Source organism: Nocardioides sp. Z43_10 (genome assembly GCF_059766615.1).
In genome coordinates this window covers 220,625-238,576 of sequence record NZ_JCBAJY010000007.1, presented here as the reverse complement: position 1 = coordinate 238,576, position 17,952 = coordinate 220,625, and the positions used below count along the sequence as shown (strand labels likewise).

The 17,952-nt window shown below is 69.8% G+C and carries 23 protein-coding genes; 8 read left to right on the top strand and 15 right to left on the bottom strand.

Going from position 1 to position 17,952, the window contains the following annotated elements:
* Both AC6EI4_RS14650 and AC6EI4_RS14645 read left to right on the top strand, forming a co-directional pair.
* On the top strand, window positions 1-714 hold the full coding sequence (locus AC6EI4_RS14650; protein ID WP_498451889.1) for an LppX_LprAFG lipoprotein: 714 nt from the start codon (window positions 1-3) through the stop codon (window positions 712-714).
* Window positions 711-2,480 (top strand): MFS transporter, encoded by a 1,770-nt coding sequence (locus AC6EI4_RS14645; protein ID WP_498451888.1) that lies wholly within the window; start codon window positions 711-713, stop codon window positions 2,478-2,480. The genes AC6EI4_RS14650 and AC6EI4_RS14645 overlap by 4 nt, the downstream gene beginning before the upstream one ends.
* Here AC6EI4_RS14645 and AC6EI4_RS14640 read toward each other — a convergent pair.
* The gene (locus tag AC6EI4_RS14640) at window positions 2,470-3,336 is read right to left on the bottom strand and encodes an alpha/beta hydrolase (protein WP_498451887.1); all 867 of its coding nucleotides are present in this window, start codon (window positions 3,334-3,336) and stop codon (window positions 2,470-2,472) included. The two genes, AC6EI4_RS14645 and AC6EI4_RS14640, sit on opposite strands and share 11 nt — an antisense overlap.
* A gap of 62 nt (window positions 3,337-3,398) precedes the next feature.
* Here AC6EI4_RS14640 and AC6EI4_RS14635 point away from each other — a divergent pair, with 62 nt between their 5' ends.
* Complete coding sequence (locus AC6EI4_RS14635) at window positions 3,399-3,896, top strand: beta-class carbonic anhydrase (protein ID WP_498421719.1); 498 nt, start codon at window positions 3,399-3,401, stop codon at window positions 3,894-3,896.
* A gap of 565 nt (window positions 3,897-4,461) precedes the next feature.
* Here the strand turns inward: AC6EI4_RS14635 and AC6EI4_RS14630 are convergent.
* Complete coding sequence (locus AC6EI4_RS14630; RefSeq protein WP_498451886.1) at window positions 4,462-6,564, bottom strand: DNA gyrase/topoisomerase IV subunit B; 2,103 nt, start codon at window positions 6,562-6,564, stop codon at window positions 4,462-4,464.
* 265 nt (window positions 6,565-6,829) lie between these two features.
* Here AC6EI4_RS14630 and AC6EI4_RS14625 point away from each other — a divergent pair, with 265 nt between their 5' ends.
* Together AC6EI4_RS14625 and AC6EI4_RS14620 are read left to right on the top strand one after the other, a co-directional pair.
* Entirely contained in the window at window positions 6,830-7,063 is a 234-nt protein-coding gene (locus tag AC6EI4_RS14625; protein ID WP_460798842.1) for a DUF7455 domain-containing protein, read from the top strand.
* A 126-nt stretch (window positions 7,064-7,189) separates the two neighbouring features.
* Window positions 7,190-7,666: a DUF456 domain-containing protein gene (locus tag AC6EI4_RS14620; RefSeq protein ID WP_498421721.1), complete on the top strand. Its 477-nt coding sequence runs from the start codon at window positions 7,190-7,192 to the stop codon at window positions 7,664-7,666.
* Window positions 7,667-7,679: 13 nt separating this feature from the next.
* On the opposite strand, the gene AC6EI4_RS14615 is transcribed toward AC6EI4_RS14620, so the two are convergent.
* Together AC6EI4_RS14615 and AC6EI4_RS14610 are read right to left on the bottom strand one after the other, a co-directional pair.
* Window positions 7,680-8,312 (bottom strand): hypothetical protein, encoded by a 633-nt coding sequence (locus AC6EI4_RS14615; protein WP_498451885.1) that lies wholly within the window; start codon window positions 8,310-8,312, stop codon window positions 7,680-7,682.
* Window positions 8,313-8,483: 171 nt separating this feature from the next.
* Window positions 8,484-9,953, bottom strand: coding sequence for an RNA polymerase sigma factor (locus tag AC6EI4_RS14610; protein WP_498421723.1), 1,470 nt, complete (start codon window positions 9,951-9,953; stop codon window positions 8,484-8,486).
* A 581-nt stretch (window positions 9,954-10,534) separates the two neighbouring features.
* Here AC6EI4_RS14610 and AC6EI4_RS14605 point away from each other — a divergent pair.
* From AC6EI4_RS14605 to AC6EI4_RS14595, 3 genes are read left to right on the top strand one after another with little or no spacing between them, the layout of a single operon-like run.
* On the top strand, window positions 10,535-10,828 hold the full coding sequence (locus AC6EI4_RS14605; RefSeq protein WP_498451884.1) for a hypothetical protein: 294 nt from the start codon (window positions 10,535-10,537) through the stop codon (window positions 10,826-10,828).
* The gene (locus AC6EI4_RS14600; RefSeq protein ID WP_498451883.1) at window positions 10,825-11,145 is read left to right on the top strand and encodes a hypothetical protein; all 321 of its coding nucleotides are present in this window, start codon (window positions 10,825-10,827) and stop codon (window positions 11,143-11,145) included. Before AC6EI4_RS14605 ends, AC6EI4_RS14600 begins: the two co-directional genes overlap by 4 nt.
* 3 nt (window positions 11,146-11,148) lie before the next feature.
* Window positions 11,149-11,277 (top strand): hypothetical protein, encoded by a 129-nt coding sequence (locus tag AC6EI4_RS14595; protein WP_498451882.1) that lies wholly within the window; start codon window positions 11,149-11,151, stop codon window positions 11,275-11,277.
* A gap of 87 nt (window positions 11,278-11,364) precedes the next feature.
* Here AC6EI4_RS14595 and AC6EI4_RS14590 read toward each other — a convergent pair whose 3' ends face one another.
* The 11 genes from AC6EI4_RS14590 to AC6EI4_RS14540 form a co-directional block, all read right to left on the bottom strand.
* On the bottom strand, window positions 11,365-14,679 hold the full coding sequence (locus AC6EI4_RS14590; protein WP_498451881.1) for a hypothetical protein: 3,315 nt from the start codon (window positions 14,677-14,679) through the stop codon (window positions 11,365-11,367).
* Between the two features lie 3 nt (window positions 14,680-14,682).
* Window positions 14,683-14,910 carry a hypothetical protein gene (locus AC6EI4_RS14585; RefSeq protein ID WP_498451880.1) on the bottom strand — a complete coding sequence of 76 codons (228 nt, stop codon included), beginning with the start codon at window positions 14,908-14,910 and terminating at the stop codon, window positions 14,683-14,685.
* Between the two features lie 205 nt (window positions 14,911-15,115).
* Window positions 15,116-15,790: a hypothetical protein gene (locus AC6EI4_RS14580; protein WP_498451879.1), complete on the bottom strand. Its 675-nt coding sequence runs from the start codon at window positions 15,788-15,790 to the stop codon at window positions 15,116-15,118.
* Entirely contained in the window at window positions 15,787-15,957 is a 171-nt protein-coding gene (locus tag AC6EI4_RS14575) for a hypothetical protein (RefSeq protein ID WP_498451878.1), read from the bottom strand. Before AC6EI4_RS14575 ends, AC6EI4_RS14580 begins: the two co-directional genes overlap by 4 nt.
* A 1-nt stretch (window position 15,958) precedes the next feature.
* Window positions 15,959-16,162: a hypothetical protein gene (locus AC6EI4_RS14570; protein WP_498451877.1), complete on the bottom strand. Its 204-nt coding sequence runs from the start codon at window positions 16,160-16,162 to the stop codon at window positions 15,959-15,961.
* On the bottom strand, window positions 16,159-16,293 hold the full coding sequence (locus AC6EI4_RS14565) for a hypothetical protein (RefSeq protein ID WP_498451876.1): 135 nt from the start codon (window positions 16,291-16,293) through the stop codon (window positions 16,159-16,161). Before AC6EI4_RS14565 ends, AC6EI4_RS14570 begins: the two co-directional genes overlap by 4 nt.
* A complete protein-coding gene (locus AC6EI4_RS14560; RefSeq protein WP_498451875.1) occupies window positions 16,293-16,433 on the bottom strand; it encodes a hypothetical protein in 141 nt (46 codons plus the stop codon). Before AC6EI4_RS14560 ends, AC6EI4_RS14565 begins: the two co-directional genes overlap by 1 nt.
* A 164-nt stretch (window positions 16,434-16,597) precedes the next feature.
* Window positions 16,598-16,984, bottom strand: coding sequence for a hypothetical protein (locus tag AC6EI4_RS14555; RefSeq protein ID WP_498451874.1), 387 nt, complete (start codon window positions 16,982-16,984; stop codon window positions 16,598-16,600).
* The gene (locus AC6EI4_RS14550) at window positions 16,981-17,337 is read right to left on the bottom strand and encodes a DUF2742 domain-containing protein (RefSeq protein WP_498421735.1); all 357 of its coding nucleotides are present in this window, start codon (window positions 17,335-17,337) and stop codon (window positions 16,981-16,983) included. Before AC6EI4_RS14550 ends, AC6EI4_RS14555 begins: the two co-directional genes overlap by 4 nt.
* Window positions 17,334-17,603 (bottom strand): hypothetical protein, encoded by a 270-nt coding sequence (locus tag AC6EI4_RS14545; protein WP_498451873.1) that lies wholly within the window; start codon window positions 17,601-17,603, stop codon window positions 17,334-17,336. Before AC6EI4_RS14545 ends, AC6EI4_RS14550 begins: the two co-directional genes overlap by 4 nt.
* A gap of 121 nt (window positions 17,604-17,724) precedes the next feature.
* Window positions 17,725-17,937 carry a helix-turn-helix transcriptional regulator gene (locus AC6EI4_RS14540; RefSeq protein WP_498451872.1) on the bottom strand — a complete coding sequence of 71 codons (213 nt, stop codon included), beginning with the start codon at window positions 17,935-17,937 and terminating at the stop codon, window positions 17,725-17,727.
* Window positions 17,938-17,952: the final 15 nt, after the last annotated feature.

Here is a 17,952-nt window from a genome sequence, read left to right as displayed (position 1 = left end):
ATGCCGCGCTACCCATCGGCCCTGCGGGCCGCCCTCGTCTCCGCTGCCCTCCTGAGCACCGCCGCCCTCGCCGGGTGCGCCGGCGACGACTCCGAGACCGCCGACGACACCACCCCCGAGGAGGTCCTCGCGCAGGCGAAGGAGACCCTCGACGAGACCTCGGGCGTGCACATCGACCTGTCGGCCGAGGAGCTGCCCGACGGGGTGCAGGGCATCACCGCCGCCGAGGGCATCGGCACCCACGCGCCCGCGTTCGACGGCACGATCACGGTGGCCTACGCGGGTCTCACCCCCGAGGTCCCGATCATCGCCGTCGACGACACCGTCTACGCCCAGCTGCCGTTCACCTCCGGCTGGTCCGACATCGACCCGGCCGAGTACGGCGCGCCGGACCCCGCGGACCTGATGAGCACCGACAACGGGTTCTCCTCGCTGCTGCCGGCCACCGAGGACCTGAAGAAGGGCGACCAGGAGCGCGGCGGGGCCGACAACGACGAGATCCTCACCACCTACACCGGCACCGTGCCCGGCGACGTCGTGGCCAACGTGATCCCCAGCGCCTCGGGCGACTTCGACGCGACGTACACGATCACCGACGACGACGAGCTCCGCAAGGTCGTGCTGACCGGGGTCTTCTACCCCGACACCGAGTCGATGACCTACACCATCGGGTTCGACGAGTACGGCACGGACAAGGACATCAGCGCCCCATGACCCGCCAGGCCCGGATCCTGCTCGGGCTGGCTGCTGTCGCAGTGGCCTTCGCGGCCGCGGACACCTACGTCGTGGTGCTCGCGCTGCCCGAGATGATGGGCAGCGTCGGCATCCCCCTCGACGAGCTGCAGCGGGCCGCCCCGATCGTCTCGGGCTTCCTGCTCGGCTACGTGGCGATGCTGCCGCTGATCGGTCGGATCGCCGACCTGCGCGGCCGGGTGCCGGTGCTGGTGATGGCGCTGGTCGTGTTCGCGCTCGGCTCGCTGGTCACCGCGCTCGCCTACGACATGCCGAGCATGGTGGTGGGCCGGTTCTTCCAGGGCGTCGGTGGCGGCGGGCTGGTGCCCGCCACGCTGGCGCTGGTGGCCGACCTCTACCCGGTCGAGCGCCGCGGCGTGCCGCTGGGGCTGGTCTCGGCGGTCCAGGAGATCGGCTCGGTGCTGGGCCCGCTGCTGGGCGCGGTGATCCTCTCCGTGGCCGACTGGCGGGCGATCTTCGCGCTGAACCTGGCGGTCGGCCTGGTCCTCGCCGCGGCGGTGCGCGGGCTGGGGCGGGTCGCGCAGACCGACCGCCCGGTCCCGCCGGACGATCCGCCGCGACCCGGGCGACCCGACCTGCTCGGCGCGCTGCTCGCCGTGGTCGCCCTCGTCGCGGGTGGTCTCGTCTTCGTCCGACCGGCCCCCCTGCTGCGCGACCTCACCTGGGGTGAGCTCTTCGTGCCCTACACCGGCGAGGGCCGCTGGCTGACCCCGATCGGCGTGGTCGCGATGGCCGCCGCCCTCGGCCTCGTCGTACGCTGCGCCACCGCCCGGCGCCCGCTCGTCGACGTCCGCGGCTGGGCGCGCAGCATGAGGGAGGCGGACCTGGTCGGCGCGGTGCTCCTCGCGGTCGCTCTCGGCGGGGTGATCCTCGCCTTCGCGACGGCCGACCCCGAGGTCGCCGTCTTCTCCGACCAGGGGCACTGGTACCTGCTGGGGGCGGCGCTGGGCGCCGTCGGCTTCGTGCTGCACCTGCGCCGTACGCCCCGTCCCCTGGTGCCGCCCGGCGCCATGGCGGCCACCGCGGCGTGGGGCTCGCTGCTGGTCAGCTTCTTCGTGGGCGCCGCGCTCATCGCCGCGCTGATCGACATCCCGCTGTTCGCCCGCACCACCGTCCACTCCGACTCCCAGCTGATGGCCGCGCTGGTGCTGGTCCGGTTCCTGATCGCGCTCCCGGTGGGCGCGGTGCTCGGCGGCTACCTCCTGCGGCGCGTGGACGCCGGGCCGATCACGGCCGTCGGCATGCTGATGACCGCGGCCGGCTTCTGGTGGATGAGCACCTGGGGGCTGACCTCACTGGAGGGCGCCGCCTCCAACGTGACGCTGGTGCTCACCGGGCTGGGCTTCGGGCTGGCGCTGGCTCCGGTCAACGCGGCGGTGCTGGCCAGCACCGCCGACGCCGTGCACGGGCTGACCAGCGCGATGGTGGTGGTGGCCCGGATGGTCGGCATGCTGGTCGGCATCTCGGCGCTGACCACCCTCGGGCTGCGCCGCTACTACGCGGAGCAGGCCGACCTGCCCCCGATCCGCGAGGTCTGCGGCGGCTCCAGCCGCTGTGACGCCTTCACGCTGCTGCTCAAGGAGGCGGGCATCGCCCAGGAGCACACGGTCTTCCAGGGGGCCGCGGTGTGCGCCGTGGTCGCCGCGGTGCTGGCGCTGGCCCTGTTCCGCGGGGCGCAGACCCGTACCCCGCAGACGTCGGGGCCGCTGGCCGGCTTCAGCCGGTGACGCCGCGGCCCAGCCAGGCCAGCTGGGACGGCACCATCCGGGTCCAGTAGTCCGCGTCGTGGGCCCCCGGGTCGAAGCGGGTCTCCACGTCCTCGCGCTCGCAGAAGTCCACGACGTTGCGGTAGAACGGGTCGCCGGAGCCGCAGTCGACGCGGGTGCGCGGACGGGCGTCGGCCTCCACCAGCTCCATGCACGCGCGGAAGTCGTCCTCCCCGTCGAACGCTCCCGCGTTGGCCTGCTCGGCGCTGTCCCAGATGGCGGGGCTCACGGCCAGCACCGGGCCCACCCCGTGCCCCGCGGCCTGGCGCCGAGCCGCGAGCAGCATCGCGCCGAAGCCGCCCATCGACCAGCCCCAGAACGCCGGTCGCCGCACGTCGAGCCCCTGCTCGCCCAGGAACGGGACGAGCTCCTCGAGCACCATCGCCCCCGGGTCGCGGCCGCTCTCGCGGGCGTGCCAGTAGTCCCGGCCGCCGTCGACCGCGGCCACCGCGACGCCGAGCCCCGATGCGGCGAGGAACCGGTCCAGACCCAGCCGGGCGAACAGCGTCTCCGCGCGCATGTCGGCCCCGTGCAGGGCCAGGACGACCGGCAGCCGGTCCCCCGGGGAGGCACCGGGCGGGTAGGCGACGGTCCAGGACGGGTCGTCGGGCACGCGGCGCGACGGGAGGGTCCCGGTGAGCCGCGGCCCCGGCTCGACCTGCGGGATCCGACCGGGGTCGCCGTTGAGGCCCAGCAGCTCGTGGGCCCGGGTGCGGCCCGGCAGCACGTCGTACTCGACGAGGGCGCCCGATCCGGCCACGACGACGCAGGCCGATCCCGCGCCCGCCAGCAGGAGCTTGCGTCTGGTGAGGGCCATGGCGTCACCCTAGGTGGACGCGCTGGCAGGCCGCCGGGGCGCCTGGGCTAGCGTTCGTGCTCGTGAACGCAGATTTCGACGACTTGATCGCAGCCAACGAGCAGTTCGCCAGCACCTTCCGCCTCGGCGGGTTCGACGGCAAGGCCCATGCCGGCGTCGCCCTCGTCACGTGCATGGACTCGCGCATCGACCCGCTCGCGATGTTCGGGCTCCGCCACGGCGACGCCAAGATCTTCCGCAACCCCGGCGGTCGCGTCACCGACGCCGCCCTCGAGGCGCTGGTCCTGGGCGCGCACCTCCTGGGGGTCGACCGCATCCTGATCGTGCCGCACACCCGGTGCGCGGTGGCCAGCAACACCGAGGACGAGCTCCACGAGAAGGTCGGCGAGTCCGCCGGCATGGACGTGACCTGGCAGTCCTTCAACGTGGTCACCAACCAGGTGGAGACCCTGCGCGAGGACGTCCACCGGGTCACCTCCCACCCGCTGATCCCCGACACCGTCAAGGTCGGCGGCTTCATCTACGACGTCGACACCGGGCGCGTCGAGCAGCACGTCTGACCCGCCCGCGTCGGCCGCTGCGCCCGCTTCCCCGAAACGGCCACCGCGTCGACGCCGTTTGGTCCCCAACGGATGCAAATACGGTGAATGGCATGCCGTTTCTGACCATTCGGTGACGTCCCGGCCCCTCCAGGGACCCAGCACCGTCCCCTCCGGGCCGGGACCGCCCACTCCCCTGGACGGGCCCCGGCGGCGAGGCACTGCCGTCGTACGACGCAGCGCCCCCGCCCGCGGACGCCACGCGCACCAGGCAGCACCGCCCGGGCTCGCCGTTTGGTCCCCAACGGACGCAAATACGGTGAGTGGCATGCCGTTTCTGACCATTCGGTGACGTCCCGGCCCCTCCAGGGACCCAGCGCCGCTGTCCCTCAGAGCCGGGGCCGCCCACTCCCCCTGGGCGGGCCCCGGCGGCGAGGCACTGCCGTCGTAGGACGCAGCGCCGACCGCGGGCGCCACGCGCCAGGCAGCTCCGCCAGGTCGCCGTTTGGTCAGAGACGGACCCTCTCGACGTCGAAATCACGCCGTTGGGGACCAAACGGCGGCCTGGAGGCCGCCCAGCCCGGGCTCAGGCGTCCAGCGCCTCCACGTCCACCTCGTAGGCCCCCTGGACGATGAACTCCTTGCGGGGGGCGACGTCGGAGCCCATCAGCAGCTCGAAGACCTTGGCGGCTGCGTCGGCGTCGTCGACGGTGATGCGGCGCAGGGTCCGGTGACGGGGGTCCATGGTGGTCTCCGCCAGCTGGTCGGCGTCCATCTCGCCGAGGCCCTTGTAGCGCTGGACGGGGTCCTTCCAGCGCACACCCTTCTTCTTCAGCTCCGCCAGCTTCCGCTGCAGCTCGTCGTCGGAGTAGGTGTAGACGTACTTGTCCATCCCCTTCTTGGGGTTGGACAGCTCGATGCGGTGCAACGGCGGCACCGCCGAGTAGACCCGGCCCTGGGCGATCAGGTCGGGCATGTACTTGAAGAACAGCGTCGCGAGCAGGCACCGGATGTGGGCCCCGTCGGAGTCGGCGTCGGCCATGAAGATGATCCGGCCGTAGCGGGCGGCCTCGATGTCGAAGGTGCGCCCCGAGCCGGCGCCGACGACCTGGATGATCGAGGCGCACTCGACGTTCTTGAGCATGTCTCCGACCGAGGCCTTCTGCACGTTCAGGATCTTGCCCCGGATCGGCAGCAGCGCCTGGAACTCGGAGTTGCGGGCCAGCTTCGCGGTGCCGAGCGCGGAGTCGCCCTCCACGATGAACAGCTCGGTGCGGTCGTTGTCGGCCGCCCGGCAGTCCGCGAGCTTGGCCGGCAGCGCCGAGGACTCCAGCGCGTTCTTGCGGCGCTGCGTCTCCTTGTGCTGCCGGGCCGCCAGCCGGGTCTTGGAGGCCCCCAGGACCTTCTCCATGACCAGCTTGGCCTGCGCCTTCTCGACGCGCTTGGAGGAGGTCAGGAACTCCTTGAGCTCCTTGGCGACCACGTTGCGTACGACGGAGCGCGCGGCGGGCGTGCCGAGGATCTCCTTGGTCTGCCCCTCGAACTGCGGCTCGGCGAGGCGGACCGCGACCACCGCGGTCATCCCCTCGAGCACGTCATCCTTGATCACGTCCGCGTCGTTGACCTTGAGCACCTTGGTCTGCTTCATCACCTCGTTGAACGTCTTGGTGACCGCCTGCTCGAAGCCGCTGAGGTGGGTGCCGCCCTTGGGCGTGGCGATGACGTTGACGAAGGAGCGCAGCTCCGTGTCGTAGCCGGTGTTCCAGCGCACGGCGACGTCGACGACCAGCTCGCGCTGCACCTCCTGCGGCGTCATGTGCCCCAGGTCGTCGAGCAACGGCACGGTCTCGGTGAAGCTGCCCTGGCCCTGCAGCCGCAGCACGTCGGTGACCGGCTCCCCGCTGGAGAGGAACTCGGTGAACTCGGCGATGCCGCCGTCGTGGCGGAAGCTCTCCGCGACCGGCTCCTCGCCGCGCAGGTCGCGGATGACCAGCTCGAGCCCGGGCACGATGAACGACGTCTGGCGGGCGCGGGTGATCAGCTCGTCGTAGACGAACGTCGCGTCGCGGGTGAAGATCTGGCGGTCGGGCCAGAAGCGGATCCGGGTGCCGGACTTGCCCTTGGCCACCCGCCTGCCCTTGCGGGTCAGGCCCGACTGCGGCGTGAACGGCCGGCCGGGTCCCTCGCCGTCGAAGACGCCCGGCGCGCCGCGCTGGAAGGACATCCCCTGCTGGGCGGGCGAGCGGTCGACGTCGACGTCGAGGCGCGAGGAGAGCGCGTTGACCACCGAGGCGCCCACGCCGTGCAGGCCGCCGGTGGCGACGTACGAGCCGCCGCCGAACTTCCCGCCGGCGTGCAGCTTGGTGAAGATCACCTCGACACCGGGCAGCCCCGTCTTGGGCTCCTTGTCGACCGGGATGCCGCGGCCGTCGTCGTAGACCTCGACGGAGTCGTCGGCGTGCAGGGTCACCTCGATCCGGGTGGCGGCGCCGGCGAGCGCCTCGTCCACGCCGTTGTCGATGATCTCCCACAGGCAGTGCATGAGGCCGCGGGTGTCCGTCGAGCCGATGTACATGCCGGGACGCTTGCGCACCGCCTCGAGGCCCTCCAGGACCAGCAGGTGCGCCGCGTTGTAGGTGTTGTCGATCTTCTTGCTCCCGTTGTCAGCGGTCTTGATCGTGCCTGCCACGTGATTCCTGTCCAGCTCGTCGTCGTCGCGCCCGAATCTACCCGCGACGCGCCGAACCTTCGCGAAGGCACGCCTACCGCGCCCCTCACCGACGGGCCGCTACAGTTCCGCAATCGGCGTTCGAGTCGCATGCCTCCCGGGGGGTCCGCGGTCGAGGGTTGAGCAGTGCGAGACTGGGTAGGAGTCCCGTGGTTGGATGGAGTGGTCCGGAACACCTAGCCGCACGGAATCTTTTATCCCGGACGCTACGTTGGACCAGACGACGATGGAGAGAAATGAGGCCGATGTGACCACTGCAGTTGCCCCCAGCACTGCCGCCTTGACTGCGGCTGACCGTTGTGACCGTTGCGGAGCCCAGGCCTACCTCCGTGTAGAGCTGCAGGCTGGCGGCGAGCTCCTTTTCTGCGCCCACCACGCCCGCGAGCACGGCGACAAGCTTCGCGAGGTCGCCGTCGCTGTCGTGGACGAGACGCACAAGCTCGAGAGCAACCCGTCTTGAGTCTCCCGATTACCGCCGACTGATCCCAGACTGCGAACGGCCCCGGACCTGCTGGTCCGGGGTCGTTCTGCATGTCGGCGCGATCCGTGACCCGAGCGGTGCGGGCGGCTGTGACAGGCTGACCCCGTGAGTCTCCTCGAAGTCGGCGTCGCCCTGGTCATCCTCGTCGGCTTGGTCGGCATCATCGTCCCGGTGCTCCCGGGCACAGTCCTGGTCCTCGGCGCGATCCTGGTCTGGGCCGTCGAGGTCGGCGGTCCCACCGCCTGGGTCTGCTTCGCCGTGGCGACCGCCCTGCTGGCCGCCGGGACGGTCGTGAAGTACCTGCTCCCGGGACGCCAGATGAAGACCGCCGGCGTGCCCGGGTCCACGCTCTGGCTGGGCGCCGCCGGCGCCGTCGTCGGGTTCTTCGTGATCCCGGTCGTCGGTCTGCTGGTCGGCTTCGTGGTGGGCGTCTACCTCGCGGAGCTGCGCCGGGTCGGCTCCGGCGCCGCCTGGCCCGCCACGGTCTCCGCGCTCAAGGCCGTGGGGGCCAGCATCCTGATCGAGCTCACCGCAGCGACCGCCGCCACCCTGGTCTGGGTGGGCGGGGTCCTCGCGACCTGAGCCAACCGCTCCGTCAGTCGCGCGCGACCAGGCGAGTGAGCTGACGGCGGCGTCCCAGCCAGTCCACCACGGTGTCGCCGTCCGGCTGCTCCCCGGCGGTCCTCACCGCGACGCGCAGCCCCTCGGGCAGCCCCAGGCACCGGCGCGCGATGCGGATCAGGGCGGTGTCGGCGGCGTAGTCGAGGGTCATGTCGTAGGTGCAGCGGCTCGGCGTGCCACCACTGCGCAGGCGCCAGCCGTCGGTGCGCACCAGCGCGTAGTCCGTGCCCTGGAAGGTGCCGCCCGCGAAGGCGAACTCGGGGCCGGCCTGGCCTCGATCGGTGTCGAAGTAGACGGTCAGGCTGCTGCCGCTGCGCCAGCTGCGTCGCAGGTCGGCGTGGGTGACGCGGACCCGGACCTCGTTCGCGTTGACGACGCGGACCCGCCTGAGGTCGGCCCCGTGGGCGATGTCGCCGGCGGCGTCGGTGAAGACCGCGGTCGCACGTGCGGCGCTGGCGCTCTCGCGCGGCGCCTGGGCCTGGGCCTGGGCCGGTGCGAGCTGGACCATGGAGGCGACGGCTCCGGCCGCCAGGAGGCCCGCCACGGTACGGCGACGCCGGGCGGGGCGTGCGGCTCGACTGCGGGGGCTGATGCGGGGGCTGGTCATGGCGATTCCTTCCTGGGGGGTGGTGCGCTTCGCCCCAGCATGCGACTCCCCCGCGCCCGCCGTACAACCGTTTTTCGTCCCGCCCGGGGCCACCGGGTCGCGGCCCGGAAACGACGAGACCCCCTCGCCGCTCAAGAGCTGAGCGGCGAGGGGGTCTCGTCGAGGAGCGGGTCAGTCCAGGTAGTCGCGCAGCACCTGCGAGCGCGAGGGGTGACGCAGCTTCGACATCGTCTTGGACTCGATCTGACGGATCCGCTCGCGCGTCACGCCGTAGACCTTGCCGATCTCGTCGAGTGTCTTGGGCTGGCCGTCGGTCAGCCCGAAGCGCATGCTGACCACGCCGGCCTCCCGCTCGGAGAGCGTGTCGAGGACGGCGTGCAGCTGCTCCTGGAGCAGCGTGAACGAGACCGCGTCCGCGGGCACGATCGCCTCGGAGTCCTCGATCAGGTCGCCGAACTCGGAGTCGCCGTCCTCACCCAGGGGCGTGTGCAGCGAGATCGGCTCCCGGCCGTACTTCTGCACCTCGATGACCTTCTCGGGGGTCATGTCGAGCTCCTTGGCGAGCTCCTCCGGGGTGGGCTCGCGGCCCAGGTCCTGCAGCATCTGACGCTGCACGCGGGCCAGCTTGTTGATGACCTCGACCATGTGCACCGGGATGCGGATGGTCCGCGCCTGGTCGGCCATGGCGCGGGTGATCGCCTGCCGGATCCACCAGGTCGCGTAGGTGGAGAACTTGTAGCCCTTGGTGTAGTCGAACTTCTCGACCGCGCGGATCAGACCGAGGTTGCCCTCCTGGATCAGGTCCAGGAAGAGCATGCCGCGACCGGTGTAGCGCTTGGCCAGGGAGACCACGAGACGCAGGTTGGCTTCGAGCAGGTGGTTCTTGGCGCGACGCCCGTCCTCGGAGATCCACTCGAGCTCCTCCTGGACCTTGGCGCTGATCTTGCCGCCCTTGGCCAGCTTCTCCTCCGAGAAGAGGCCGGCCTCGATCCGCTTGGCCAGCTCGACCTCCATCTCGGCGTTGAGGAGGGGGACCTTGCCGATCTGCTTGAGGTAGTCCTTGACCGGGTCGGCGGTGGCGCCGGCGACCATGACCTGCTGCTCGGGCTCGTCGGTCTCGTCGGCGGCCGAGACGACGAACGTCGCCTGCTTCTCGTCCGCGACGATCGTCGGGTCCGTCTTGACGTCCTTCTCGAACTCCTCGTCGGGAATGTCGGGGAGGACCTTCTTCCCGTCGGGGCCGACCACGAGGGGGGCCAGCACGGCGGCTGCCACCTCGACGGCGACCTCGGGATCGGGCTTCGCTGCGCTCGCCTTCTTGGCGGCCGTCTTCTTCACCGGCGCCTTGGCCGCGGCCTCGCCCGACTTCCCGGCTCGCGCCGTCGTCGTCTTGCGCGCACTCGACGCGGCCACCGCGCGCCCGGTGCTGGCGGGGATCTGCACCGAGATGCCGAGGCTGCTGAGGTGACCCAGCAACGCCTTCAGGTGGCGTGGCTCGACGGCAGCGTCTTCGCTGGCCCGGCGGACCTCATCCGGACTGACCGTCCCGGTGGGCGTACCGCGTTCGATGAGGGTGGCGACGGCGGGGTGCGCCAGCACCTCGGCGGGGAGCGTCTTGCGTGGGTTCGAGGACACGAACACCTCTCGTGAAAGACATAGGGGCGCGGCAAGGCCCGGTAACGTCAACTGCCGCGAGTTGTATTCTGCCACGACCCTGGTGAGGCGGACGCCCTACCCCGGTTTCGACACCGGGCGCGGCACCCGCCGCTACCGGGTCAGTGGCCCGGAGCGGGGCCCTGGCCGGCCTTGGCGGCGGCCTTCTTCTGCTTCTTGTGGCCCCTCGTGGTGGCTACCGGTGGCTGTCCGAGCCCCCACCACTTGCGACCTGCACTAACGCTATCTGGCCCGGTGACTACCGGTGAGCGTTTGTGGACGTCCTGCGGACTCTGTGCGGACTGCCACGCCATGAAGGGGGGTGGTGCGCCGGCAGCCCGCTGAGCGCTCGCGACGTGACGCGTCACGTGACATCACCGTGCCGGCTGGGCGCCTGGAAACGCCCCCGGACATGAAGAAACCCCGGTGCTGGAACACCGGGGCCAGGTCCCTCTGGAAAGGGAAAGTAAGTGACTGAGACAGAACGTACTACCCCTGCGCCCGAAAGCGCTACCCCTACCCTCGAACTCGCTGCGCCGTGGTGGCGCAGCGCACCCAATCCGCCGTGTGTGGAGTGGTGCGAGGTCGACCACTCCCCCGGCGAGTTCGCCGAGGGCGGCGGCTTCGTGTGCTGGAAGCGGATCACCCGGACGGACCTGTTCGTCGTCGATGCCCAGATGTTCACCGGAACTGATGACGGCAACCCCGAGGGTCGCTACGTCAGCGACCCGGCCGAGGTCTGGGTGGAGCTGACGTTGGGACAGCAGGAGATGTCGCCGAGCATGGCGCGAGAGTTCAGCGTCGCGCTGGCCCTCGCCGTCTCCGAGGCCGCGGCCGTGTGCGAGAGGACGGTCACGGCATGAGCGGCGCCCGTACCGTCATCGAGGGGTTCCACCGCACCGACGCCGAAGGGCGCTCGGTGAGCTTCAACGCGGGCATCTCCGACCCGGAGGGACTGATCAAGCACCTACGGAGCCAGCAGGACGTTCACGGCGCCCACGACGCGCACCCCGTGGTGCTCATGCTGGAGCACGACGGCGGGACTCCCGGCAACCACGTCGGAAGTGTCTCCGTCATGACCGATGAGGAGAGCAGACTGGCTATCGTCGAGCGTGCAATTCACGTTCTCGAAGCCGTGCGTAACGGGCTTCGAGAGGCAGGCCATCACGATTGGGAGTGAGACATGACCACGATGACACCTCGCGAGGCCGGCGCCTTGTTGGCCGCCTCGGCGCCGCCACTAACGCCCCAGCAGATCGAGGCGGCGGCGCGCATCCTCGCGGGCGTGCCTGAATCCGATTCGGGCCACTAGTCCAGGGCTCAGACAGCACAGAACGCCCCCGCCATCCGAAGTGGCGGGGGCGTTCTGTTGTCAGGTGCTAGCTGATGACGGGGTACCTCATCGAACGCCACCCCCTACCAGTTGCCGCGTCTTGCGGTTCTTGTCGCGGTCCTTGCCCTCAATGCCGTCCTTCGCGCCCTTGTAGACGCCGGCCTCGATGCGGCCCTCGAGCCGCTCCATCGCCTTCGTCATCCCCGCCAGACTGGCTGTCATGACAGCCACCTGCTTCGTCAGGTCGGCCGTCGCGGCATTGCCGAGCCCGGTCTGAGCCGTCGCCCGCTGCGCGTACATGCGCTCGTACTGAGCGATGCCGCTGCGTCCCGTGGCGAGCAACTGCTGGGCGGTGTTGATGTCGCCCGAACCCGACAGCGCCTCGTACAACCCACCGTCCAGCCCCTGCTTGCGGAGCTGATTCAGCAGCGTCGTCATCTTGTTGGCGTCGTTCGTGTCCGCGCCAAGCTGCAGCTTGAGGCCCGCCAACCCGTTGCCGAAGATGCCGTTGTTGAACGACCCCACGGCAGCCGAGCGCACGTCATCACGGCGAGACGTGAGGGCGTCCAGCTTGCGGTCAGCCTCGAGCCAGCGCTTCGACAACGCCTCCGCGCGATCGCCGAGCCGGTCGAAGCCCTTGCCGGTGCTGAGCCCCGCCTGACGCAGCACGCGCTCGAACTCGCGCATCTCCTGACGCACGCCCGCCACGCCCAAGTCGCCGGTCAGGTCGAACCCCTTGAGGGCCGACGCGCGCTTCTTAGCCGCCGCCTCGCGCTTCTTCTGCTCCGTCGACCCACCCTTGGCGTACCACTCGACATCGCCGCCGAACAGCGCCGCGGTCTGCTCCAGGATCGACTTCGCGCGCGGGCGACGGTGATCGTTGGCGTGCGGGATGTAGGACTCACCCTGGGTCTCATCCTCAGCCCACACGCGCCACGTGCCACCGCGAGCCACCTGCGGCTGGTGGCCGTTGCGGATGTCGCCACCGTCCGCGAAGTGCTGGACGTCGCGGGGGACGAAGCCGCCCTCCGCGTAGGTGAAGCCCCCTGTGGTGGAGCGCCCCCCGTTGGTGGTGGTCTCGGTGATCGCCACGCGCACGCCGATGGATCGCGGGATCGCGTTGAGCGCCGCCTGCACGGAGCGGATCTGGCCCTCCGCGGCCGAGGTCTCGGCGATGATCGCGGTACGCCGCTGGGACGGGATCTCCATCAGGCGCCGTGCGTATCTGCGCGCAGCGGCCTCACTCATCCCCATCTGAACGGCGGCAGCCACGAAGGCGGCGATGGCTTGGCGATGAGCGCCGGTGGTGTTCTGCGCGCGGGCGCCGAGGTTGTTCCATCCCTCAGCCATGCCCAGCAGTGCGCGCTTAGCGTCGATCGCCTCGGTCGAGTTCTTGTTGATGATCTCGCCGTTGCGGCGCAGGACTCCTGCGTTGTTCCGGGCCGCCTCTCGCACGTCGATCAGTGAGGCGGCGAAGTTCAGTTCAGCGTTCTGGTTGCGCAGCGTCTCCTCTCGCGCCGCCCGCATGGCGTCAACGTTGGCCTGCATCGCTGCCCGGTGGCGATCGAGTGCGGCGATAGCACGCTCACGAGCCGAGGTGCCCGCGCTCGTGGCGGCTGCCTCCTCCTCCGCGGCCTTGCCTGCCAGGTACGCCGCATCGGTGTACTTCGGGAAGATCCCTGCCAGGTCGTCCGCGCTGATTCCCGCGCGCGTGGCCTCCTCATTGATCGTCTTGAACGCCTTCGCGGCCTGCTCGGGGTCGCGCGATGCCAGTGAGGCCATCGCTTCGTCAAGGGCCTTGATCTCGTCGGCCGCGTCGAACAGGTGCAGGTCGTTGTAGGCGGCCTGCTTGAGAGCCTCCCCCAGTCCGTCCGCGCCGAACGCCAGGTTGTTCAGCTGGTCATTCACCTCGCCCAACGCCAGGCCGGTGAGCGAGGAGTCCATCTCCTCGGCTGAGAACTTCACGTCCGTCAGCGTGTCCGCGTAGACAGCCGCTCCGGCCGCTGCGGCGACGAACGACAGGCCGCCGATCGTGCCGGCCATCGCGGAGAGTGTCAGGTTCGTCGTCACCGACTGCGCAGCCAACCCCACCAGCGCCCCGCGCCATGCCCAGATGCCGCTGATCGCGGCAGTGAAGGACGACGCGGACAGCGCTGTCATCGAGGCTGTGGCCAGGGCTGAAGCGCGCGTCACCGCTGCGAGCGCAGCCACGGTGCCGAACAGTGCCGGGCCGATCGGAGAGGACGCGATGGCTCCCACAACGTCCAGGAGTGCGCTCAAGACAGGCAGCACCGCATCGCCCACGGGGGCCACGGCGACGGCGATGTCCACGAAGGTGCCCCCCAGTGACCCCATCAGGTCCAGGACGCGCGGGATGCTCGCGTTCACGTAGGCCACGAACTCGTTGAACGACGACGACGAGCTGAGCCCGTGCGCCCAGCTCGCGAACGAAGCAGTCATCTGTTCGAAGCCGTCTGTAAACCGCGCTGACAGAGGACCGAAGGCCACCATCATGGCCGCGAGCCCCTCGGCGACGTTGCCGATGGTGCGCCCGAACTGCATCAAGCCCGGGCCCGCGTTGGTCTCGAGGTAGTTGAAGAAGTCCGCGAACCTCTCCCCCGAGAGCGCCTCGCCCGCGCCGGCCGCGAGCTCGCCCATAGCCGACGAGATCTCCCCGACGATCGTCTCGACCTGGGGAAGCATCGTCAGCAGCGACGTGATGCCCTCCTCAACGCCGGGGAACATGCCCTCGCGCGCCGTCATCTGCAGCACCCGCAACTGCGGGCCAACGATGTCGAGGAACCGGACGAACTCGGCTCCCGCGGGACCGACCTTGTCCATCGCCAGGCGCATCTTGTCGAGGTTCTCGGCAGTCGGTGCGAGCTGGTAGGCGTTCAGCGCGGTGAGGCCATCACCGACGCCGTTGAACGCGAGCACCGCCGTCCCCGCGGCGGCCGCAGCGAGGGTCAACTGCGTTGCGACACCCGACAGCACCGGGGTCAGGGATGCGCCGATCGGCACCAGGGCGGGCCCCAGGCTGACAGCTGCGTCAGCCATCAGCCGCAGACGCCCCGTGAACTGGTTGATACTCCGGCCGGCCGAGTTGGCACCACTGTTGAAGCCAGCGAACCCGTTGCGCCCGTTCAGCGCGTTGAGGAGAGGATTGGTCTCCCGCAGGTTGCGGTTCATGCCCTCGAGTGACCGCGTGAACCGGTCATTCGAGACCGAGTTTCGGTTCAGCGACGCGGAAGCGCCACGCGCGCCCTTGTCGATCGAGTCGACCTCGCGCGCCAGCAGCGCCGCAGCAGCAGCCGCGCGCGCCATGCCACTCGAGAAGCGGTCATCGAGTTCCAACACCACTTTTTCTCTGCGAATACCCATGATTCAGTCCTCCGGGAGGGTGTCGAGGGCCGCGCGCATGGAGCCGATGAGGCCCCGCAGGCTGGCCAGGAGAGGCAGTACCTCGCACTCGTTGAGGTTCTTGGTCAGGACGTCGAGTTCCATCTCTGCCTGACGCATGTCGTCCTTGCTCATGCCGAGGAGGCGATCGAGCAGCACGATCATCTGGAACCGCGAGGCGAAGCTGAGGTCGGACATCTGGCCGGCGCTCATCGCGTCACCCCCAGGGGGGTGGGGCGAGCCAGGGGGTGCCGAGTACCGCGGGAGAGGTCCCTCGCTGTGCGAGGACCTGAGTTTTGTTTGCGCGGTACAAGCGAAATGTTTGAACTATCCAAAGGTTCGACGGCGCTCACCCGCGGTCCACGTGCCCCAGGGGTCCGGCCCCACCCGGTGGGGGGAGCCGTGCGGGTCGCGGTACTCACTGGAACTCCGAGGGGGAACCGGTGACCGGCGGGGGCGTGGGCGGGGTGTACGGCTTGCCGGCCTCGTCGAAGTAGACGGCCTCCCCGGTCCGGACGTTGCGGTGACGGGTGATGGGCTGGCCCTCCGGCGTGTCGATCGTGGTGACCTCCACGGCGTCAGGATTGGCCGCCAGACCGGGCGTGGGGCTGTCTGCCTGCCGAACGGTCAGCGACTGGCGGTAGACGTCCACGGGATCGCTCTTGCCCTTGTGGTTCACCGCGTTCTGAACCTTGCGCGCAGCGTCTGCCTGCTCCGTCTCGAGCCGCTCGGCCGCGGCCTCGTCGATGACGGCGATCAGCGGGCGGATGAGGAAGTCAGGCGTGGGCGATCCATCGCGCCAGCTCGCCACCGAGTTGAACGGGATGGATCGCGTGGGCCGCTGCGAGCTCGGCGTAGCGAGAGCCTCGTGCGCCTCTCCCTCGAGTCCGTAGATGACAGCGGTCCGCTGCTGGGCCGTGGCGTACTCGATCAGGGCCGTCACCCATGGCTGCTCAGCCAGGCTGTCGCGCAGGCGGCGGTGTGCGGCTCGCTCGGCCGTTCGGGCGTCGGCCAGCTCGTTGTCGAGGGTGGCGAGGTACCACTCTGCCCAGACCTTGTGACGGTCGTTGGTGTTGTTCGTCTCGGTGCTCATGCGTTCTTGTTCCTCTCGGTCTGCGCGATGTCGGACAGGGCGCTGCCCAGCCCCTCGGCGTCGGATGTCTGCTGCTTGCTGGCTCGGTCCTCGTCGAGCTTCTGGTCGAGGGCCTTCGCGAACTCGTGGTTGGCGATCCAGGCGGGGCGTGCGAGTGGTTCGGGCATGTCAGGCTCCTTCGGTGGTGGTGTGCTGGGGGCGGCGACGCTTGGCCTTGCCGGTGCTGCCGATCAGCCCGCGGCGCTGGCGCTCAGTGGCGAGCTCGAGCAGGCTCATGTGCCACCCACGCACGGCCAGGAAGTCGCGTAGCTGGTCGGTGTCGCGGTGCGCGAGCAGGGCGTCGGGGATCGCTTCTAGCTGCTGGGCGTTCATCGGCGGCTCTCCTGTCGCGAGCGGTTGCGCCAGGTCGCCAGACGGTCCATCTCGTCGGCCAGGCGCCTGAGGGCTGCGCCGTCGTTGGCGCGGATGCGAGGCCGGTTCGGGCCGTAGGTGCGCCGCGGCATCAGGCCACCTCCTCGGCGTCGTGCTGGTGGCAGTACCAGCCGCCAGAGGCAGCGATGTTGGTCAGGTGGCGAGGGTCGGCGTAGGTCCCGCGGCTGCATCCGGGATGCGCGCAGTCGAGCCAGTAGGACGAGGTGTTCATGGGGTCGGTGTTGCCTTCCGTGAGAGGTCGGTGGGTGGTGCAGAAAGAAAGAGAAGGCTCAGGCTGAAACGTCACGTTTGAGGTGTGACATTCGGTCGAAACGTCACGGTTTGTCCGAGACGTTTCGGACCTAACGTCACGGTTTTTCCGTGACGTTTCGGCGGTCACGCCGCTCTCCTGATGTGGATGGGACAGGGCTTCGACGGGGTGTCGAGTGGCCCCTTCTTCACGTCGTGGGCCGGCACGATCAGGCACATGGGGATGGACCCGACGCCGAGGAAGCCCAGGTCCACGGCCTGCTTGACAGCCTCTGAGACGCGCTGGCGAGTCAGGGGCACGACGGCCCCGGTCTCGTGGTCGACGGTGCCGAGGACGAGTGCGATCTCGCCGCGCTTGAACCGGGCGTGCCCGTCGTTGTCGTGGCAGCCGTAGGCCAGCGCCACCACACGCAGCCAGCGCGGCAGTCGGTGGTTCCCCGATCGCTCGTGCCAGACGTCTTGGTAGTGGCGTGCCCACGCGACGCTCTCGAGGTGCTTGTTGGGGCGCTTCATGCCTGCTCCCCCGCGGCCCACTGCTCCCACTCGCGAGCAATGTCCTCGAGCGTGCGAGGGTCAGGCTTGAAGCCACGGCCCGTCCATGACTCTCGGTGCTCGTCACGGCGGGCGAAGAACTCCGCGTCATCAAGAGCCTTGTGGGCACGGCTGCCGGCCAGGACTTCCGCTAGCAACCGCACTTCGAGCTCGTCTCCATCACGAGCCCAGCTCTCAGCGGCGCGGACCACCGAAGCCACCTTGCGACGGTCGGCATCAGGCAGCGCCAGCCACTCCGGAGACCCGTAAGGGATCGGATGACCTTCGGCCGCCGCCATCATGCGTGCCGCCCACTGCCTGCGCTCGGCGCTCACCAGAGAGCCAGTTCCTCGATCGCCTCACCGAGCGAGACAGGCCCCGGCTTCGGCTTGGGCGGCACCTCTTCCGACACCGTGACCACGTAGCCCCGGCGCTCCGCAGCGGCGATGACGTCCAGGCCCCTGCGGCGGGAGCAGTTCCAGACCTTGAGTCGCGGCAACCACATTGGGGAGGCGCACCCTGCCTGGACGATCAGCTCCCGCGCCATGAAGCCGGCGACGTTGGCATAGCTCGGGCCGAGGGTGACACTGATGCTCTTCATCGGCCGTCACCGCGTGACAGGTTGACGGCGGCCTGCGTAAACTCATCTGTAGTCGCCAGCCAGTGACTACTAGCCGCCTCGAGTGCCAGCTCGAGGCGGTTTTGCTTTGCCGGGGGCTCCGTCACGCCGACACCTGCTTCGCCGCATCCAGCCATGCATCCACGTCCGAGCGGGCGAACAGTCGACGCCTGCCCACCTTGAAGCTCTTGGGCGCCTTGGATTCCTTGACCCAGTAGTGGACCGTGTCGACGCTTGTGCGGCACTCGGCCGCCAGTTCTTCAACGGTCAGATTTACCTGGGCTGATGTGGCCGTGACCGAGGAGATCGTCTGCATCTGCTGCTCCTGTCA

Excerpts from the sequence above, each read along its gene's own strand:
- AC6EI4_RS14650 (WP_498451889.1), top strand. The coding sequence starts at position 1 with ATGCCGCGCTACCCATCGGCCCTGCGGGCCGCCCTCGTCTCCGCTGCC.
- AC6EI4_RS14645 (WP_498451888.1), top strand. The coding sequence starts at position 711 with ATGACCCGCCAGGCCCGGATCCTGCTCGGGCTGGCTGCTGTCGCAGTG.
- AC6EI4_RS14640 (WP_498451887.1), bottom strand. The coding sequence starts at position 3,336 with ATGGCCCTCACCAGACGCAAGCTCCTGCTGGCGGGCGCGGGATCGGCC.
- AC6EI4_RS14625 (WP_460798842.1), top strand. The coding sequence starts at position 6,830 with ATGGAGAGAAATGAGGCCGATGTGACCACTGCAGTTGCCCCCAGCACT.
- AC6EI4_RS14615 (WP_498451885.1), bottom strand. The coding sequence starts at position 8,312 with ATGACCAGCCCCCGCATCAGCCCCCGCAGTCGAGCCGCACGCCCCGCC.
- AC6EI4_RS14600 (WP_498451883.1), top strand. The coding sequence starts at position 10,825 with ATGAGCGGCGCCCGTACCGTCATCGAGGGGTTCCACCGCACCGACGCC.
- AC6EI4_RS14595 (WP_498451882.1), top strand. The coding sequence starts at position 11,149 with ATGACCACGATGACACCTCGCGAGGCCGGCGCCTTGTTGGCCGCCTCG.
- AC6EI4_RS14590 (WP_498451881.1), bottom strand. The coding sequence starts at position 14,679 with ATGGGTATTCGCAGAGAAAAAGTGGTGTTGGAACTCGATGACCGCTTC.
- AC6EI4_RS14585 (WP_498451880.1), bottom strand. The coding sequence starts at position 14,910 with ATGAGCGCCGGCCAGATGTCCGACCTCAGCTTCGCCTCGCGGTTCCAG.
- AC6EI4_RS14580 (WP_498451879.1), bottom strand. The coding sequence starts at position 15,790 with ATGAGCACCGAGACGAACAACACCAACGACCGTCACAAGGTCTGGGCA.
- AC6EI4_RS14575 (WP_498451878.1), bottom strand. The coding sequence starts at position 15,957 with ATGCCCGAACCACTCGCACGCCCCGCCTGGATCGCCAACCACGAGTTC.
- AC6EI4_RS14570 (WP_498451877.1), bottom strand. The coding sequence starts at position 16,162 with ATGAACGCCCAGCAGCTAGAAGCGATCCCCGACGCCCTGCTCGCGCAC.
- AC6EI4_RS14565 (WP_498451876.1), bottom strand. The coding sequence starts at position 16,293 with ATGCCGCGGCGCACCTACGGCCCGAACCGGCCTCGCATCCGCGCCAAC.
- AC6EI4_RS14560 (WP_498451875.1), bottom strand. The coding sequence starts at position 16,433 with ATGAACACCTCGTCCTACTGGCTCGACTGCGCGCATCCCGGATGCAGC.
- AC6EI4_RS14555 (WP_498451874.1), bottom strand. The coding sequence starts at position 16,984 with ATGAAGCGCCCCAACAAGCACCTCGAGAGCGTCGCGTGGGCACGCCAC.
- AC6EI4_RS14545 (WP_498451873.1), bottom strand. The coding sequence starts at position 17,603 with ATGAAGAGCATCAGTGTCACCCTCGGCCCGAGCTATGCCAACGTCGCC.
- AC6EI4_RS14540 (WP_498451872.1), bottom strand. The coding sequence starts at position 17,937 with ATGCAGACGATCTCCTCGGTCACGGCCACATCAGCCCAGGTAAATCTG.